This window comes from Candidatus Nanopelagicales bacterium, assembly GCA_030700225.1.
Lineage (GTDB): Bacteria > Actinomycetota > Actinomycetes > S36-B12.
Genome location: JAUYJT010000043.1, coordinates 35,382 through 53,557, shown reverse-complemented (window position 1 = coordinate 53,557; position 18,176 = coordinate 35,382). Strand labels below are relative to the sequence as shown.

Annotated in this window: 17 protein-coding genes; 11 read left to right on the top strand and 6 right to left on the bottom strand. The window is 64.6% G+C overall.

From position 1 onward, the window contains the following. Positions 1–36: 36 nt before the first annotated feature. From Q8P38_06035 to Q8P38_06000, 8 genes are all read left to right on the top strand, one after another. Positions 37–1,080 carry an iron ABC transporter substrate-binding protein gene (locus Q8P38_06035; protein MDP4014160.1) on the top strand — a complete coding sequence of 348 codons (1,044 nt, stop codon included), beginning with the start codon at positions 37–39 and terminating at the stop codon, positions 1,078–1,080. Then, positions 1,077–2,675 carry an iron ABC transporter permease gene (locus Q8P38_06030; GenBank protein MDP4014159.1) on the top strand — a complete coding sequence of 533 codons (1,599 nt, stop codon included), beginning with the start codon at positions 1,077–1,079 and terminating at the stop codon, positions 2,673–2,675. The genes Q8P38_06035 and Q8P38_06030 overlap by 4 nt, the downstream gene beginning before the upstream one ends. Next, complete coding sequence (locus tag Q8P38_06025) at positions 2,672–3,724, top strand: ABC transporter ATP-binding protein (GenBank protein ID MDP4014158.1); 1,053 nt, start codon at positions 2,672–2,674, stop codon at positions 3,722–3,724. The genes Q8P38_06030 and Q8P38_06025 overlap by 4 nt, the downstream gene beginning before the upstream one ends. A 100-nt stretch (positions 3,725–3,824) precedes the next feature. Then, complete coding sequence (locus Q8P38_06020; protein ID MDP4014157.1) at positions 3,825–4,232, top strand: hypothetical protein; 408 nt, start codon at positions 3,825–3,827, stop codon at positions 4,230–4,232. Positions 4,233–4,301: 69 nt separating this feature from the next. Continuing rightward, positions 4,302–4,829 carry a YibE/F family protein gene (locus Q8P38_06015; GenBank protein MDP4014156.1) on the top strand — a complete coding sequence of 176 codons (528 nt, stop codon included), beginning with the start codon at positions 4,302–4,304 and terminating at the stop codon, positions 4,827–4,829. A 92-nt stretch (positions 4,830–4,921) separates the two neighbouring features. Further along, positions 4,922–6,439, top strand: coding sequence for a S8 family serine peptidase (locus Q8P38_06010; GenBank protein MDP4014155.1), 1,518 nt, complete (start codon positions 4,922–4,924; stop codon positions 6,437–6,439). A 14-nt stretch (positions 6,440–6,453) separates the two neighbouring features. After that, positions 6,454–7,503 carry a DNA adenine methylase gene (locus Q8P38_06005; protein MDP4014154.1) on the top strand — a complete coding sequence of 350 codons (1,050 nt, stop codon included), beginning with the start codon at positions 6,454–6,456 and terminating at the stop codon, positions 7,501–7,503. 66 nt (positions 7,504–7,569) lie between these two features. Continuing rightward, on the top strand, positions 7,570–7,731 hold the full coding sequence (locus Q8P38_06000) for a hypothetical protein (protein ID MDP4014153.1): 162 nt from the start codon (positions 7,570–7,572) through the stop codon (positions 7,729–7,731). On the opposite strand, the gene Q8P38_05995 is transcribed toward Q8P38_06000, so the two are convergent. Further along, positions 7,728–9,941, bottom strand: coding sequence for an FUSC family protein (locus Q8P38_05995; protein MDP4014152.1), 2,214 nt, complete (start codon positions 9,939–9,941; stop codon positions 7,728–7,730). The two genes, Q8P38_06000 and Q8P38_05995, sit on opposite strands and share 4 nt — an antisense overlap. A gap of 45 nt (positions 9,942–9,986) precedes the next feature. Continuing rightward, the gene (locus Q8P38_05990) at positions 9,987–11,180 is read right to left on the bottom strand and encodes a L,D-transpeptidase family protein (protein MDP4014151.1); all 1,194 of its coding nucleotides are present in this window, start codon (positions 11,178–11,180) and stop codon (positions 9,987–9,989) included. A gap of 162 nt (positions 11,181–11,342) precedes the next feature. On the opposite strand from Q8P38_05990, the gene Q8P38_05985 reads away from it, so the two are divergent. Next, on the top strand, positions 11,343–12,107 hold the full coding sequence (locus Q8P38_05985; GenBank protein ID MDP4014150.1) for a polysaccharide deacetylase family protein: 765 nt from the start codon (positions 11,343–11,345) through the stop codon (positions 12,105–12,107). Here Q8P38_05985 and Q8P38_05980 read toward each other — a convergent pair. After that, the gene (locus Q8P38_05980) at positions 12,097–13,545 is read right to left on the bottom strand and encodes a class II fumarate hydratase (GenBank protein ID MDP4014149.1); all 1,449 of its coding nucleotides are present in this window, start codon (positions 13,543–13,545) and stop codon (positions 12,097–12,099) included. The genes Q8P38_05985 and Q8P38_05980 overlap by 11 nt on opposite strands. Before the next feature lie 162 nt (positions 13,546–13,707). Here Q8P38_05980 and Q8P38_05975 point away from each other — a divergent pair, with 162 nt between their 5' ends. Further along, positions 13,708–15,132: a sugar porter family MFS transporter gene (locus Q8P38_05975; protein ID MDP4014148.1), complete on the top strand. Its 1,425-nt coding sequence runs from the start codon at positions 13,708–13,710 to the stop codon at positions 15,130–15,132. A 95-nt stretch (positions 15,133–15,227) separates the two neighbouring features. Here the strand turns inward: Q8P38_05975 and Q8P38_05970 are convergent, their stop codons facing one another. Beyond that, positions 15,228–16,487 carry a transposase family protein gene (locus Q8P38_05970; GenBank protein ID MDP4014147.1) on the bottom strand — a complete coding sequence of 420 codons (1,260 nt, stop codon included), beginning with the start codon at positions 16,485–16,487 and terminating at the stop codon, positions 15,228–15,230. 208 nt (positions 16,488–16,695) lie between these two features. Here Q8P38_05970 and Q8P38_05965 point away from each other — a divergent pair, with 208 nt between their 5' ends. Then, complete coding sequence (locus Q8P38_05965) at positions 16,696–17,034, top strand: RNA-binding protein (GenBank protein ID MDP4014146.1); 339 nt, start codon at positions 16,696–16,698, stop codon at positions 17,032–17,034. A 190-nt stretch (positions 17,035–17,224) separates the two neighbouring features. Here the strand turns inward: Q8P38_05965 and Q8P38_05960 are convergent, their stop codons facing one another. Both Q8P38_05960 and Q8P38_05955 read right to left on the bottom strand, forming a co-directional pair. Further along, positions 17,225–18,016, bottom strand: a complete 792-nt coding sequence (locus Q8P38_05960) for a crotonase/enoyl-CoA hydratase family protein (GenBank protein ID MDP4014145.1) — start codon at positions 18,014–18,016, stop codon at positions 17,225–17,227. After that, positions 18,009–18,152, bottom strand: coding sequence for a hypothetical protein (locus Q8P38_05955; GenBank protein MDP4014144.1), 144 nt, complete (start codon positions 18,150–18,152; stop codon positions 18,009–18,011). Before Q8P38_05955 ends, Q8P38_05960 begins: the two co-directional genes overlap by 8 nt. Positions 18,153–18,176 lie beyond the last annotated feature (24 nt).

Below are 18,176 nucleotides of genomic sequence, written 5' to 3'. Positions count from 1 at the left end.
GGTAATCCTAAGCCGCCAACCGGAGAAGGGCCTCAAATGTCTTCACCCAGTCACCCATTGCTGGCTCGAACCGCGGTCGTGTTCGCAGCGGCTGCCCTGGCTTTGACCGCCTGCTCAACCGGATCGGATCCGACCGAGTCCCCTGCGAGCGGGGGCCTGACCGTCTACTCCGGTAGAAGCGAGGCGCTGGTCGGACCCCTGCTGTCGCGGTTCACCGAAGAGACTGGGATCGCGCTGAGCATCCGCTACGGCGACACCGCTGAACTCGCCTCTCAGATCATCGAGGAAGGCGACAAGGCTCCGGCGGCGGTGTTCTTCGCCCAAGACGCTGGCGCCTTGGGCGCGGTATCCGCTGCGGGGCTCCTCGCCAAGCTCCCAGCAAAGTCGGCCAAGATTGTGCCGCCAACGTACCGCTCCACCGACGGCACCTGGACCGGCGTGACCGGCAGGGCACGTGTCATCGCTTATGACCCACGGCAAGTTCCCAAGGCCCAGGTTCCCCAGTCGGTCTTCGATCTGACCGACGCGAAGTGGAAGGGGCAGGTCGCGGTCGCACCGAACAACGGCTCATTCCAGGCTTTCGTAACCGCGATGCGCGTGACCGTGGGAGACGCCAGGACCGAGGCCTGGCTAAGCGGGCTCGTCTCCAACGACGTTCAGAAGTACGAGAACAACGTGTTGATTCTCAACGCCGTGGACACCGGTCAGGTCAAGCTCGGGCTGATCAACCATTACTACTGGTACGAGAAGGCCGCCGAGATCGGCGCGGACGCGATAAACGTGAAACTCGCGTTCACGGCCCCCAAGGACCCTGGCTCCCTGGTGAATGTCGCCGGCGTTGCGATCCTGAAGAACGCGGCCCAGAACGCTGACGCGCAGCGACTTGTCGAATGGATGCTGTCGGCCCCCACGCAAGAGTGGTTCGTGGAGAACACCCATGAGTACCCGCTGCTGCCGAAAGTCGCGGCGGATGAGGGGCTACCGCCGCTGACATCGCTGCGTGGCCCAAACGTCCCGCTGGCCGAGCTGACGGACCTGCCTGGAACGCTGGCCATGCTTGAGCGCACCGGCCTGCTTTGATCACCGGACAGCGCGCTGGCAGAACGCTCGTCGCGCTGAGCGTGGTCACCGCACTAGTGGCTGTGGCGCCGCTGGTCTACCTCGTAGTGCGGGTCATTGACGCGGGGATCCCCCAGGCTGTCGCTGTTCTGCTACGCCCACTGACTCTTCAGACGGCGGCCACCAGCGTCGCGCTGGTTGTAGTAGTGGTCACCGCCTGCGTCATTGTCGGCGTGCCCACCGCGTGGCTCCTGACGCGGTGCGACCTCCCTTTGCCAGCCGCTTGGCTTGGGCTCATGGCGCTGCCGCTCGCTGTGCCGTCATACGTCGCCGCCTATGCGTGGATATCCCAATTCCCGGCCATGTCGGGGTTCTGGGCCGCCTCGCTCGTGCTGACGCTGGTCTCCTTGCCGTACGTTGTGATCCCAACCGCGGCTGCTCTTCACTCAGCCGACGCCGGGCTTGAGGAAGTCGCCCGATCCCTGGGGCGACGCCCATTGTCCGCGTTCCTCAGCGCTACGTTTCCGCAGGCCTGGCCGGCGACGGCGGCCGGTGCACTCTTGGTCGGCCTGTATGTACTGTCCGACTTCGGCGCGGTCGCGATCTTCCGGGTTGACGCGTTCACCCGTGTCATCTACACCTCATACCGGGCGAGTTTCGACCGCACTAGCGCCGCGGTGCTCGCCCTGGTGCTAGTGGCACTCGCTCTAGCCCTTGTGCTTGTGGAACGGCGGGTGCGTGGGGCTGGGCGTCGCTGGTCAGTGTCTTCCGGCGCGAGTCGGCCAGCCGAGCGGACGCGTCTTACCGGCGCTCAGCGCATCGCAGCGCTGGCCTGGCTCACTACGATCGCGATTTTGGCGCTGGGCGTTCCTGCTGTCTCACTAGTAATGCGGCTCGCGCAGGGGAGCAGGTTCCCGCTTCAGGCTGGGGAACTAGTGTCGGCGGCCATCTCTACGATCGGGGTATCCGCGCTAGGTGCCGGGGTAGCTGTCGCACTGGCGATCCCCGTCGGTGTCCTAGCTGCCCGCTACCGAACGCCGGTGTCACGAACACTGGAAACGGTGTCGTACGCCGGACACGCGCTGCCCGGTGTCGTCGTTGGGCTGTCTTTGGTCTTCTTGACCCTGAATCTGTTCCCGGGCGCCTACCAGACCGTGATCACGCTGGCGATCGCCTACGCCGTCCTGTTCCTGCCGAAGGCGATCGGTGGCACGCGCACGGCCGTCGCGGCGGTTCCGCCAGCTCTTGAGCAGACCGCTCGCACGTTGGGTCGCGGACCGTGGCGTGCCTGGACGCAGACGACTCTGCGACTCTCCCTGCCCGGCGTCGCCGCGAGCGGCCTGCTGGTGTTGCTGACGGCGATGAAGGAACTCCCGGCCACGCTCATGCTGCGTCCGACGGGACTGGACACCCTGGCGACGGAGCTGTGGACCCGCACATCGGTGGCCGCGTACGGCTCCGCCGCTCCATACGCGATAGCCCTTATCGCACTTGCGGCGATACCAGCTTGGCTACTGTCGCGGACTATGACCGCCGCAGCTCGACAGTCGCTCGCGGGTAAGGCTGGCCCGGAACCGACCGACACCGATCTGGCACTGAGTACGGCGGACGTATGAGCGGCATTGACGTATCAGCGCTGACCGCGGACTACGGACGCGGACCCGTGCTTGACGGCCTGAATCTGCGGGTCGAGTCCGGTGAGTTTCTGGCGGTGCTTGGGGAAAGCGGTTCGGGCAAGACGACGCTGTTGCGGGTTCTCGCCGGCTTCCTGAGGCCCTCCGCGGGCAGCGTCACGTTCGGCGACAGGGTAGTCGCCGGGCCCGGGGTCTGGATTCCGCCCGAGAGACGACACGTGGGCATAGTTCCGCAAGAGGGCGCGCTCTTCCCCCATCTGGACGTTGTGGGCAACGTGATCTTCGGTCTTCGTGGCCGCCGAGATGCCCGCGAGCGGGCGGCCCAGGTCCTGACGCTGGTTGGAATGAGCGGATACGCGCGAACACGGCCGCAGGACCTTTCCGGTGGCCAGCAACAGCGCGTCGCCTTGGCGCGCGCTATCGCCCCGGAGCCCGAGGTCCTGCTCCTGGATGAGCCGTTCTCCGCGCTCGACGCGTCGCTGCGGGTTCGGTTGCGCGAGGAGGTTCGCTCGCTGCTCAACGGTCTTGGGACTACCACGGTTCTGGTCACGCATGACCAAGAGGAGGCGCTGTCCATCGCCCATCGGGTGGCCTTGGTGCGCGAAGGACAGATAGTGCAGAACGCCTCCCCGTCCGAGCTGTATGAGTCTCCGACGGATCTGGCAGCGGCGAGGTTTGTCGGAGACCTCGTCGAGCTGCCAGGAGTCATGCGGGCTTCCGGGCTGGTCGAGTGCGCCCTGGGGCGAGTACGTTCCATCAGCGTGGCCCGGGAAGGCCAGTCTGTCGTCGTCGCCCTGCGACCCGAGCAACTCGCGGTCTTCGATGCAGGCGATCAATCCTCCGCCGAAGACGGGCCAGGAGTCCTGGGCCACGTCACCGACAGCGTCTACCACGGCCACGACAGCGTCGCCACCGTCTCGCTCGACACCGGAGACGTCGTCCGGGCGCGCGTTCCCGGCCCGATCGAACGGAAGCCGGGTGACAGGGTCCGCGTTGTGGCAACGGGCGAGGCCCGCACCTACCGGAGTTGAACTCCAACCGTCCCGGATCAACGACATCGAAACGTAACCCGCACTGCAGCTGCGGTACACCAGATCCGGGGTAGTGTGCCCCGAAACCAAGGGGTGGGCGATGTCGGAACGTGATCAGCTCCGTGACCGGACCATGCGGCGCGAAAGACCCACCCTCGCCACTCACGGAATAGAAGTAGTTCATGATCACGGCGCAGTCCATGATCACGGACCTGTCGAGACCCCACACGGTGTCGTGAAGTACGTCCTCTGGCTCCTCATCCCCTTGATCGTGGCGACGGTCCTGGGCATGGTCTGGCTTTGGCCGCGCACCGACGCTCCCTCTCTGGGCCACGTGGAGTACGCCACCGGTGTCGTCGAGCAGATCCGGCCTTGCGAACCAGCCATGGCGGACTGCCAGACCGTCATAGCCAAGGTCACGACCGACGAGTATCGGGATCAGCTCGCCGCGTTCAACCTCTACGCGGGCAATGCGGCGCCGGTCCTTGAGCCCGGCACGCCCTTGTAGCTCAACGTAGAGAACGCGGCCGATTCGACCACTTTCTCCTTCGTCGACATCAAGCGGGACCGGCCACTGATGATCCTGGTCCTGGTGTCTGCGGCGGCTGTGGTTCTGCTGTCGCGCTGGAAAGGCGTGGCGGCGCTCGCGGGCCTGGCTGTGTCGATCGCGATCCTGGCGGTGTTCGTACTTCCCGCACTGATACTCGGCGCGCCCCCTGTCCCAGTGGCGGCCGTCGGCGCGGCGGCGATAGTCATCGCCAGCATGGGATTGGCTCACGGCTTCAACGTGCGCACAGGTGTGGCCCTGACGGGAGCGGTGATCGCCCTACGGCGGCTCTACGCGGCCGGGATGAGAGTCGGGCGGGACCATGTCGCAGCCACCGTCAACACTCTCGTGCTGGCCTACATCGGGGCGGCCCTTCCGCTGTTCCTGATCCTCATCATGTCCGAGGCTCCCGCGTCCCAGTCGCTGACCACCGAGCTCGTGGCCCAAGAAGTCGTCCGTTCGCTTGTTGGCGGGTTAGGGATTGTCGCGGCCGTACCGCTCACTACTTTCATGGCCGCTTGGGTGCTCACACGCAAGGCCGACGCGGCCGCGGCCTGACTTCGTTGTGTGACCGACGAACCTCGCCAGATTTTCGTGGCAAGCGGACTAACATGCTCTAATGGTCAGATCGAAACGCTAGGAGGAACAGCATGGGGAAGTCTGGGTACCGGGTCCTGGGGGGCATCGTCGCCACCGCGTTGGTGTTGGCAACGGCATCTGTTTCCGCCGCAGCGGGCAAGGCTACGAGCCAACCCGCTGATCGCTACATAGTCACCACGACCACCCAGCAGTCGGTCACCGAAGTCGCCAACCGGCTCCCTGGGTCGGTCGGAATCCAGACCAGGCTGCGCGGCAAGGCGTTCAACGGCCTCGTTGTCGAGGCCACAGCGTCAGTCGCGAAGACTCTGCGGCAGATCCCTGGGGTCACGAATGTTGAGAAAGACGGAATCGTTCAGGCCAGCGACACATCGTCGTGGGGCATCGACCGGATCGACCAGCGGGACCTCCCGCTTGATGGGGCTAACACGTCTCCGTTGAAGGGCGCCGGTACGCACATCTATGTCGTGGACACGGGCATTACCGAGACAGCCATCCTGACCGGAAGGGTCGGAGCGGGTGCGAACTTCGTCAAGGGCCGCAACATCACGACTGACTGCAACGGGCACGGCACACACGTGGCTGGTACAGCAGCCGGTTCGGATGGCTTCGGCGTCGCGCCCGGGGCGATTGTGCACCCGGTGCGCGTTCTCGACTGCAACGGAAGCGGACGAATCTCCGGCGTCATCAGCGGGCTGAACTGGATATCGGACAACGCACCGGCTGCCAGTGTCGCCAACGCATCCCTCGGCGGCGGCCGCTCCTCATCGCTCGACTCAGCCGTCAGCGGGCTAGTGGCGTCCGGCACGCCCATTGCCGTGGCCGCGGGAAACAGCGATGCCGACGCATGTGATTTCAGTCCAGCGGCGGCCCCCGATGCCCTAACGACCGGCGCCACCACATCTGGCGACGTCCGCAGTTCATTCAGCAACTTCGGACCCTGCGTCGATGTTTTCGCGCCGGGGTCCGGGATCACCTCAATGACACCCGGTGACTCAGTACAGACCTGGAACGGTACGTCCATGGCGTCACCCCATGTGGCGGGCGCTGTCGCCGCGTTCCTCGGCGTGCATCCGGCCGCGTCGGCTTCGTCTGTGAACGCGTGGGTGAGCGAGCAGGCCACAGCGGGCCGCCTCAGTGACGGTGGGCTTGGTTCGCCAAACCTGCTGCTCTATGTCGCTGACAACGCCGGAGATCTGGACACGACGCCGCCCGGACCTGTGACCGGGCTCGCGGTCACGTCCGTCGGCCAGTCCACGATCCAGCTGTCCTGGAATATCCCAGCCGATCTGGACCTAGCTCAGGTAGTCGTGCGCCGCGCCGAGGGCTCAACCGCGCCCAGCGCGCCATGGAAGGGAACGGACGTTCCGCTGGATGACCTCCTGGCGACAAGCGCCACTGACAGCGGCCTGAAGTCCGGGACTGTGTACTCCTACGCCGTCTTCACAGTGGACGTCGCTGGCAACGTAGCCACGCCAGGGCAGGTCATCTCCGCCACGACGGAGGCTGGAACCGACGGCGGCGGCAAGGGCGGCGGCAAGGGCGGCGGACCCAAGGCCAAACGTAATTAGGGCCGCCCTGTGAAGTGATCAAGTACCTGGGCTCGAAAAGGCGGCTCGTTCCCGTTCTGGGCGCGATCGCTACGGCAGTTGAGGCCAAGTCGGCCCTGGACTTGTTCACTGGCACTACTAGGGTCGCTCAGGAGTTCAAGCGACGCGGGCTGCGTGTAACCGCCGTAGACACTGCGAGCTACGCGAAAGTGCTTGCCGACACCTACATCGCCTCAGACGCGACTGAGGTCGACAAAGACCACCTCTCGGACGCTATCGATGAGCTCAATCGGTTACCCGGCCAGCCCGGCTACTTCACTGAGACCTTCTGCGTACGAAGCCGCTACTTCCAGCCGCACAACGGTGCTCGCGTCGACGCCATCCGCGACAGGATCGAACTCGACTACGCGGGAACCGCCCTGTACCCGATCCTGCTCACTGCCCTGATGCTGGCCGCCGACCGCGCTGACTCCACGACCGGACTGCAGATGGCGTACTTGAAGAGTTGGGCGCAAAGATCGTACAAGGACCTTCACATAAGCTGCCCTGAGCTGCTGTCCGGACCAGGGGCCGCAGTCATGGGTGACGCCCTCCAGGTCACCCCCCAACTTGGTCGCGTCGACCTGGCGTATCTCGATCCGCCCTACAACCAGCACCGCTACTTCACCAACTACCACGTGTGGGAAACGCTGGTCCGATGGGACGCGCCGGCACACTACGGCGTCGCGTGCAAGCGAGTCGACGCGCGCGAAGCCGAGACCCGTAGCGACTTCAACTCGAAACGGACGATGCCCGGTGCGCTGCGCGCCGCCATTGGCGCCGCCGCCGCCGAGACGCTGATCGTGTCCTACAACAACGAGGCCTGGGTGACCGCCGATGAACTCCTACAATGGTGCGGCGAGGGCCGCGAGGCGGCTACGCTTCTGCGCTTCGACTCCAAGCGCTACGTCGGGGCCCAAATCGGCATTCACGACCCCAACGGGCGCAAGGTAGGGCGCGTGAGCCACTTGCGCAATGTCGAGTACCTGGTGGTCGCTGGCAGCCGCGAAAAGGTCGCGGCTGCGGTCGACTCCTCGCGTACCTAACGCTCAGCGCGTTAGGGCTGGTCGTTGCGCCCAAGTGCGTCGCTGACAACCTGTTGGCGGACGTTGTTGAGGACGACCGAAAATCTTGCGGTCAACTCCCAGTACTACGTCGGCCTTCCGCAACTACGTCGGCCTTCCGCAACAACGTCGGCCTCAACGACGACAGCGGCATCCGCCGAGGAAGCCGCCGCAGCGTCAGCAACCCTGCCGCACAAGAAGATCGGCTAGACCTTCTCGTGCTCTGGCGTCCATGCGGCGATCTCCGCCCTAGAAGCGTCGAGCTGATCCAACGTCCCCAGCGCGAAGATCATCGTCAGAGCCCGCGCCGCCTGCTGCCGCGTCAACCGGCTGCCCGGTTCAGACACAGTCCTCGCCAGGCACCGTGACAGCGGATCGAGCACGCGCTCGTCGGACATCCTGGGCATCGATCCATCCGCAGTGAGTCCGCACGCGCGGTGGACACTAGTGACGAAAGCCTTAGCTTCGAGACCGGCCTGCTCGTCAAGAGCCGCCGCCGCGTCGGGGCAGAGATGCCCCGGGTGCAGCACCTGCCCGTAGTACGTCACCTTCTGCGAGCCGATCAGCATTCCGGCAACACCGTTGGAGGCGCGCACCCACAGCCCAGGCGGCATGCCTCCGGGAACGCGAGACGCGGTGGCCAGGTCGAAGTTCTCGGTGGCGCGTAAGTACTCATCGCCAGCCTCCCTGGCCGCCGAATCGACGTCAGCATCAGCCTGTCCACCCACCGCTAGCCGGTGATAGGCGGCACGCAGGTACTCCCCGGCGGCGTTCGCGGACGTGCGCATCGAACTGCGCACCAGCGACGCGGCTCCGCCAGGCCACATCAGAGCGCTCACGATGAACGTCACCGAGCAGGCCAGCGCCACGTCAATGACACGATCGGTGGCCGTCTCAAACTCGTCAGGCGCGAGTAGGCCGAACAGCACGATGAGGAACACGGTGAAGCTGGCCTGGCCCAGCATCAGCGTGGTTGCTCCTGGGGTGTAGGTCGCCAGCGCCACGCTCAGGGCGAGGAGCCACCACATCGCCGATGGCGAATCTTGCGCTACGGCAATGAGGATGCTGCCGACAACGAACCCAACGAGGGTGCCCACCAGCACTTGCCGCACCGTCCGCATGGATCCACTGGCATCGAAGCGCAAAGCAACGAGGACACCTAGTGCCACCCAGAATCCGTGCTCGACGCCCGTGACCAATATCACCAAGACCGCCAACGCGAATGCCGAGCCCGCCCGAACGCTGTTCTGGAACCACACCGAGCGCGGGTCAAGGTTGCTGCGGAATGCGGCGCCCACTGTTGGCGTGGGCGGGGCGACGTTGAACGGCTTGCCATCCAGCGTGCCCATCCCGATGAACCTCGGGTCGTCGCCAACGGACCCCCTGGCGTGGGAGGCCGCGAGCACGCAGTATCCCGAGGTCGCCCTTAGCGTCTTGAGGTTATTGGCCCGGCGCACGACCGATTCGGCGGTATCGGGTGTCAGCTCCTCCCGCATCCATTGGATCGCTCGTTCCCAGTGCCGCTCACGCTCCTGATTCAGAGCAATGACGTCGGGCCTGACATGCGCACCGTGCGTTGTGAGTACGCACAGCGCTGAGTCGCGCAGGCTGCGGGCACAGGCCTGCGCCAGGTCCATGTCCGGGCTGGCCAGAGACTCGTCGCGATCTGGGTACCTCTGAACCAGGAGGGTCAGCTCCTTGACGACGCCCACGAGCTGCATCCGGTGTCTTTCGTGGCGTGTCGCACCACCGGGCCGGATGAGTACTCCCTTGATCCGTCGATCGAGCGCGGCGTCAGCGGCACCCAGCCTTGCCGTCGCGTCGGTCAGGTCATCGGCCCGGTCAACCCACCTGACCTCCACGTACTCGGCCACAGCCGCGAGCACTTCCGAAAGTGCGGCCCGGACCTTGTCCTGCAGGCGGACAGGCCACAACAGCAGCGCGAATGACGAAGCGATGAGGTAGCCGACTATCCAGCTCACCAGGTTCTCGTCGAGGTTCGGCAAGTTGTCCAGTGTCGAGATCGCCAGGAACCACGGGACCAGCGCCAATGGCACGGCAGAAGCGACGTAACCCCGCAGCAGGCCCGCGTAGGTGGCCAGAGCCCCCCACACGAAGGTTCCAACGACTGCGGCCCAGATGCTGAAGCCGACAGCGGTGGCCAGCACTATCGCCACGCAACAAGCGACCAGCGTGCCCGCGTAGGCCGCCACTCGCGCCCTCATCCGACCACCGAGATCCAGCATCGTCGTGGTCGAGAAGCACGCGAAGGCTCCGTAGAGCACCGACCCCTCGGACATCCCGAAGACGAGCCAGACGATGAACATAGTCAAGGGGAAGGCGACCGCTAGGCGGAGCGCTCTGCGCAGGAAGATCTGATGTGGGTCGTGTGTTTGGATCCCTATCCTCGGCACGTTCACTCCGATGACGGTACGGAACCAGCGCACGCTCGGCAACCGCTGCGGTCACTCGTAGACGATCACTGACGTTCCGTAGTCGACACGGTCCCAGACCCAGTCCGCTGCCCACATCGGCAGGCGAACGCACCCGTGGCTCGCCGGGTATGGCGGCACAGGAACGTAGCCGTGAATCCCGAAGTTCCCCTTGAAGGCCATGAACCTGTACAGGTACGACCCGCCTCGTTGGATGATGCGGTGACGGCCAACCGGAGTGTTGCCAGTGGCCCCGGTCGACGTGTGCAGCGCTCCGATGACCCGACCCTCGCGGACAACCATCAACAGCTGCTTGCCCTTGTCCACTTCAATGTGCAGGGACGGCGATCGGTAGCGCGGCTTGATCGGCTTGGCCGCGAGGAGCTTTCGCCAAACGCGCTTGGTCATCTTGGAAGTCCTGGCAAGCCCCCTAGCCTTCTTGAACGCCAGAACCGCGTCACCGACCGCGGCCGTGTACCGCCGCCCAACCGGTGGCGTGTGGAAACCCAGGGCGTCCAGCTTCCTGGTCAGGGCGGTGATGTCCTTCCCCTTATGTCCTCGCCCCAGCTTGCGGGCTGTCGACTTGATCTGGAACCGAGTCGTCGTCCCCGACAGCCCGTTGGCAGCCGACAACCTGGCCACGACATTCAGCTTCCCCAGGCGAGGCGTCGGCAATGACGCCGTTAGTTGCCCGCCGGACGCTCTGGTCCGCTCGGACCCGAGCGCCCCGCCGCTCTTCTTCACCGCGAAGGATACTGATCCACGGTAGCTGGAAGGCGAAACTCGGGCCGTGAGCTTCACGCCCACGAGTGCGCGGCCCTTCGGTGTGCCGCTCACCTGTATGACTGGAGTCACGTCGATGCTCAAGGAGTCGCTCGTAGCTGAGTCGTCAGCCATCCTCGCGCGAATCGTGGAGTTAACCTCTGGCGTGATGGACGCCGACCAGGACCCTGAGGACTTCGTGAGCGCCGTAGTCACTTCCTGCCAGCCGCCGCCGGACGACTCGATGATCACTTCACGGCCAGCGCCAGCGTCTGAGGATGAGCCGGAAAGGCGCACGGATGAGCCGTACCCGACCTCTGAGCGGGAGGCGGATAACGAAAGCGTCGCCATCGCCTCTGGGCCGCTCCCCCTGGCATGAGGGAGCGCGCCTGCCGCCATGGCAGCGGGCGCGAGCATCATGCTGCCAGCCGCGACGCAGGCCACAAGTCCCAGTTTGAAGCGCATAACTCAACGGTAGGCCGTCATCACTGCCAGCGCACGCGCAATTCGAACTTGTGACCATGCGCTCACGCGCCGACGCGACGAATCGTGCACCGACGAATCCGACACTTGACGCTCAGCAGGTGTGACAATTGGAATCGTTTCCATCGCTAGGAGGCGACCGAAGTGCGCATCACGGGTCTGGCAGCAGCTGTCCTCCCCGCTGCTCTGGCGAGCACAGCGCTGGTCACTACTCTCGCACCGCCAGCCACCGGCGCACCGGACGCGATGACAGCCGGATCAGCGATAGGCGCCGGAACGTCCGGACGCACGAGGCCCGCCCAACCGACCGTGGCCCGATCGGCCAGGTCCCGTCTGGTGTCGAGCGTCAAGACACGGCAACGGGTCGTGTTCTTGACCATCGACGACGGCTACCTGCGGGACCCGGCACTGCTGCGCTTGTTGCGTCGCCGCGATGTGCCAGCGACAGCGTTCCTGTCGGTCCACGCCGCCCGCAACGGCTGGGCCTACTGGCGGCGATTCGGCCGACAGCAGTCAATTCAGAATCACACAATCTCCCACCCGTGGCTTGCGAGGCTATCGCTCGGTCAGCAGGAGAAACAGATATGCAACGCCAACCGTGCCATTCGCCGGCACACCACCGCCGACCCGTGGATGATGCGCCCGCCCTACGGCGAGCACGGCACTACGACTATGCGGGCCGCTGCCACGTGCGGAATCAAGTACGTCGTCATGTGGTCTGCCACTTTGACCAGTGGGCTGAACTACCAGGTTGGCAACAGATTGCGCAGCGGCGACATCATCCTGGCCCACTTCAACCCGGGAGTCACTGGCGCGATTAGGCGGGCGCTGAATGAGATCGACAGGCAAGGCTTCCGGGTCGCACGACTTGAGGAGTATCTGCCCAGGGCCAGGATCGTTACGAGCTAGTGTCGCGCGTCAGGTTCACCGGGATCACGACACGGTCGTACAACTCCTCGGGCACTCCGCAAGACAGCGCGGCCTCCCGCAGACCCAGCCCTTCTTCGACCGCGCGGTGGGCGATGCGGGCAGCGGCGTCGTACCCGATCACGGGGGCGAGGGCAGTCACCATCATCACCGAGTTGTCGACGTTCTCCTCCACACGCGCGAGGTTTAGTTCCGTCCCCTCGACCATGAACCTGCGCAGGTGGTCACACGCGTCCGCCAGGATGCGGGCTGAGTGCAGGTAGTGGCTGATCACCACCGGCCGGAACACGTTGAGCTCGAAGTTGCCCTCGGCCCCAGCCATTGATACGGCGACATCGGAGCTGATCACGTCTATGCAGACCATCATCATCGCTTCGGCTTGAGTTGGGTTGACCTTGCCCGGCATTATCGAGGAGCCCGGTTCGTTCGCGGGCAGCTTCAACTCCATCAAACCAGCACGCGGACCAGAGCCGAGCCAGCGAAGGTCGTTCGCGATCTTAAACAGCGTTACCGCGACGTCCTTCAGAGCTCCATGAGCGCGAACCATCGAGTCCAGGGTCGCCTGCGCCGCGAACTTATTAGCCGCGGTCCGGACCGCGAACCCAGTAAGCCTGGCGAGCTCGACCGCCACGTCCTCGGCGAACCCCTCTGGCGCGTTGAGGCCGGTGCCGACGGCGGTTCCTCCCATGGCGACTTCGAGCAGCCCTTCGGTGGCCGCGCGAAGGTGGGAGATGCTGTCGTCCAGAGCGCTGGCGTATCCGGACCACTCCTGTCCCACTGTCAGCGGAGTGGCGTCCTGCAGATGGGTGCGCCCGATCTTGACTACATCGGACCACTGCCGTGATTTGAACGCCAGGGCATCCCGGAGCTGCTCCAGGGACGGGATCGTCTTCCGCGACGCCAGGGAGTACGCCGCGAGATGCATCGCGGTGGGGAAGGTGTCGTTACTGGACTGCCCCATGTTCACGTGATCGTTTGGATGAACAGGCTCCTTGGAGCCCAAGGCGCCTCCCACAAGCTGAATGCAACGGTTCGAGATCACCTCGTTGACATTCATGTTGGACTGCGTGCCTGACCCGGTTTGCCACACGTACAGCGGAAAGTGGTCATCCAGTGCCCCCGCCGCGACCTCATCACCTACACGCTCGATGAGCTCCCCCATCCATTCCGGGAGCCTGCCCGTCCGCGCGTTGACTTTGGCGGCAGCTCGCTTGATGTACCCATAGGCGTGGTACACCTCCTTGGGCATCCTGTCGTCCCCAATATCGAAATGCTCAAGGCTCCGCTGGGTCTGCGCCCCCCAGTAGCGGTCCGCCGGGACCTTGACGGTGCCCAAACTGTCCGATTCAGCCCGCTCGCCAGAAACCTGCAGGCCGATCGGAACATCGAGGATCTCAGGACCACGGAACTCGCCAGCCATCCGGGACCTCCTCAGCGGGGCCATCAACTTCAAGGTATCCAGCCAAGCCGACCTTTGTGGACAAAGTGAGCTTTCGGCGAGACAAACGCGACCAAGATCGTCAGCATGTCGAGTAATGGGTTAGATCCAACGTCAACTGATCTTAGAGAAGGGCGGCGCACCATGTCCGCGACGGAGACCGAACACAAGAAGGAACCCAAGTCATCGGTCAAGATCGTGGCCCTGACCGCTGCCACTCTCGGGATCATCTACGGGTACGACAACGGCAACATCGGCGGAGCGCAGATATTCTTCGAAGTCGATCTTGATCTCAACACCGAGCAAGTCGAGCTTGTGACAGCGATGATCGTCTGGGGAGAGATCATCGGATGTGTGCTCGGAGGCTTCGTAACCAACGCGCTCGGCCGGAAGAAGACGATGATCCTCGTCGCAGCCGGATACATGGTCTTCTGCCTCACAAGTGGACTATCGGTGAGCGCTGTCGATCTTGAGATTTCTCGATTCTTCCTGGGAGTCACCATCGGGATATCGCTGATCGCGGCGCCAGTATTCATCGCCGAATCCGTCCCGGCGCGAATCCGCGGCGCGACGCTGGTCATGTATCAAGTCACATGCGTCTCCGGCATCATCCTGGGTTTGCTGGGGTCCCTGTGGCTTGCCCCTCTGTCCGACGACATCAACTGGCGGTTGATGCTCGGCCTGGCGGCCCTGCCCGCGTTTCTGCTGATCCCAATCCTGTTCACAGTCCCAGAGACGGCGAACTGGCTCATGATGAAGGGCCGCAGGGAAGAGGCCTTGGCGTCGCTCAGACACCTCGACCCGAACATCGACCCCGAGCCGCAGATCGCGGAGATGGAAGCCACGATCGCGGAGCAGACCGGCGGAGCGCTCGGCGAAATGCTCCGCAAGCCGTACCTGCGAGCAACCATGTTCGTAGTCGTTCTCGGATTCTTCATCCAGATCACGGGCATCAACGCGACGGTGACCTACGGGCCGCAGATATTCAAGGCCATGGGTATCAAGTCCAACGAGCAGAGCCTGCTCATGGCGGCCTTGGTGCAGGTAATCGCACTGGTAGCCGTCATCTTGTCGATGAGCTTCATCGACAAGATCGGCCGACGGGTGACGCTGCTCACGGGGATCGGGATCATGATCGTGGCTCAGATAATGCTCGTCGTCACATTCGCCACGCAGAAGGGCGACACGCTCAACTCACAGCAGATCTTGCTCGGATTCCTAGGCCTCGCGCTCATCAACGTGGGGTTCGTGTTCGGCTTCGGGGCGCTTGTGTGGGTCTACTCCACTGAGAGCTTCCCCGCACGGCTGCGTGCCTACGGCGCCAGCGCCATGCTCACCGCTGACCTTGTCGCGAACCTACTGATCGCCCAGTTCTTCCTCACCGTGATGTCGGCGATCGGAGGCGCCTGGTCGTTCGGCATGTTCGCGATCCTGGCGGTCCTGGCTTGGTTGTTCGTGTTCCGGTTCGCCCCGGAGACCAAGGGTCGCCCGCTCGACGACATCCGGCTGTTCTGGGAGAACGGCGGCAAGTGGCCGAAGGAAGCCGAGGTCGACAGCGACTTCGCTTGACGTCCCCGAGAGGGGCGCAGCGAGGTGCCTCACATAAAAGTGAGCGCGAAGCGGGGCCCGGTGCCTCACGCATGGTGAGCGCGTGGGGGCTTGCGTCACTTCGCCTTGGCCAATCGGTTGATTGACGGTTGTAATGCTTCCAGATCGATGTGGCGGGCGGCGGCGAGGGCCTCGGTCTTGACCTTGGCCAGGTCGAGCAGTCGCATCTGGATGGCGTTGATCTGCCGGGTCAGGTCGGCCGGGTTGATGCCCTCGATCCGGGCAGCCACGGTCGCGAGTCGCTGCTCGTCCAGCACGCCCGATGCCCGCAGGCGCTGCCACGGTGTGGCCGGGGTGTCGTAGATGCGCTTCCTGCGACCGTCGGTGGTGGTGGCGTAGCCGACGGCCTTCCTCGTCGGGGTGAAGAAGTTCAGCCGCACCGACACCAGCCGCCACAGCTGGTTGAGCAGGTCGAGTTCAGCGGCGGTGTCGTAACGCCAGTAGAACGCGTGCTTGCGCACCACGTGGTTGTTCTTGGACTCCACATGCGCCTGGTCGTTCTTCTGGTACGGGCGTGAGCGAGTCTGGGCGATGTCGCGGGCCTGCAGCCAGTCCGCGACATCGTGGTTGATGAACTCCGATCCGCAGTCCGAATCGAAGATCACCAGATCGAACGGGAACCGTTCGGTCAGTTCCCCAACGCCTTCGATGATCCATTTGGACGCGTTGTTGCGGATCGAGCAGTTCTCGGTCCATCCGAGCACAACGTCGGTCATCGTCAGGGTGCGGGCGAACTCGCCGATCAGAGTGGGGCCACAGTGCGCCACAGTGTCCGCCTCGATCACCCCCGGGCCCTCGGGTGCCTCGTCGGCGCAAGTACGGATGCTGATGGAGTTGCGAAGCAGCGGGGACGGCTTGGTCGTGGAGATGCCCTTGATCCGCATCCGGTCCCGGGCCGGCTTCAAGTACCGGTCCACGGTCGCGGCGCTCATCGTCTTCAACTGCGCGATCGCCTCGTCGGTGGCGAACGGCTTGTCGAGGTTACCGGCTTCGGCCAGCAGCGGCAGCCACATATCGAGCATGACCACCAGGTACTTGCCGCACGGCATGCCCATCAACGTCCACACGTACCGCAGAAGCGCCCTGGCGTCGTCGCCGTAGGCTCGCGGCCGCAGTGTGCGCCCGTCGACCTGCCCGGCCGGGTCCGGCAGCCTCGGGCCGGTCAGCATCCGCCGGGCCGTCGAGCGGCCCATCCCAGTGGTGTCCACCACCCGGTCCAGGATCTCGCCCTTCTCCGCCCTCGATGCCTTTCGGTACTGGGTACGCAGCTTGTTCGTCACTTGCCGTCTCGCGGCCATATCGATCTTGCCTTCCATAACAGGCAAGCCTCCCCCAACAAGGGGGCACACGCGCTCAAAGTAGGTGAGGCACCACTACCCGCCACGCGCTCAAAGTAGGTGAGGCACGCGGCGCAGTTGCGCACAACCCGGAACATCCCGCATACTCAGTTGGTCTGGTAGCGGCGACTGTTTACAAGGGTTGAAGCTCCATTCGGTTTATGTCAGTTCTGGAAGGGGCTTCCCTGTGGGGAACAAGTTGTATGTTGGAAATCTCGCCTACACAGTTGGCGACGACACGTTAGCCGATGCCTTCGCGGCATTCGGCACAGTGCAGTCGGCTTCGGTGCTCGTTGACCGGGACACGGGCCGCTCGCGCGGTTTCGGTTTCGTCGAGATGAGTACAGATGCCGAGGCAAGCGCCGCGGTCGAGGGTCTCAATGACCAGCCACTCGAAGGCCGTGCGATTGTCGTGAACGAAGCACGTCCGCGCGAAGACCGCGGCGGCGGCGGTGGCCGTGGTGGCTACGGTGGCGGCGGCGGCGGAGGCCGTGGTGGCTACGGTGGCGGCGGAGGCCGTTACTGAATCTCGGGCCTTAAGGGGCCTGGGTTGATGCACTGAGTCTCGGGCGCCTTGCGCCCGGGATCAGCGCGCTTCTCGTATTGGAGCGCAACCCTCTGCCGGGTGGCTGAGGGTTGCGCTTCGCTACGGCTGCTCGTCGAGCGCTGGGTGTCGCAGGTACGTTGGTTCTTGACTGCGCGGCTCCGTAGAACAGCTAGCTCCCGGTGAATCTCGCCTGGCGCCGTTCCATGAATGACATCACGCCCTCCACCGCATCCTGGCTGGTAAGGATCCGCGGCAGGAGCGCACGAAGGTCATCGGCGGCGGCCGCTGGACCGCTGTCCCGGCCGATCCGGGCATTCGCCAGCGTTCCCATGACGCCTAAGGGTGCCTGCTGCGCTATCAACTGGGCCAACTCCAGCGCGCGGTCGAACTGACGGCCTACTGGTACAACTTCTTGTACTAGCCCGATGCGGAGCGCATCAGCTGCACCGAATTCCTCGGCGGTGAGCAGGAACCGCATGGCATTGCCCCAGCCAAGGATCGTCGGCGCCCTGAATGTCGCACCTCCGAACGGGACGATACCCCGGGCTATCTCCAGCTGCCGGAAACGCACGTCTTCGGCGGCGACCACGATGTCTGACGCCAGCGCCAGCTCGATGCTCAGCGTGAACGCGGTCCCCTGGACTGCTAGCACGACCGGCTTGGGCACCTGCGGTCCCCACACCCCGAACGGGTCATACGATCCGCTCCCCCCCAAGGCCTGTGGGCCGTGCTCGGCCACGAAGGGGCCGACCTCCGCCAAGTCCAGGCCAGCTGAGAAGTGGTCTCCATGGGCGAACACGACTCCCACCCGGGCGTCCGCGTCGGCGCCCAGACGCCCGTAGGCGGCTGCGAACTGCTCTATCAGTGCCAGGTCGAACGCGTTGCGCTTCTCCGGTCTGTCAATGCCGATCAGCAGCACGTGGTCCCGCAGTTCGACGCTTACCCTTGGGCGCTCAGCCACGGAACACCACCCGGTCGGGGCTGATACGCACAACTACTGGGATGTTGTCGGTGCCGTCGTCCATCGCGTACCGCTCCGCCCCTGTGCACTGACCGACTAGAGCGTCGATCAACTCCCGGTCCCCTGCTTCGCTCATGATCACCTTCCCACGAACCTCTAG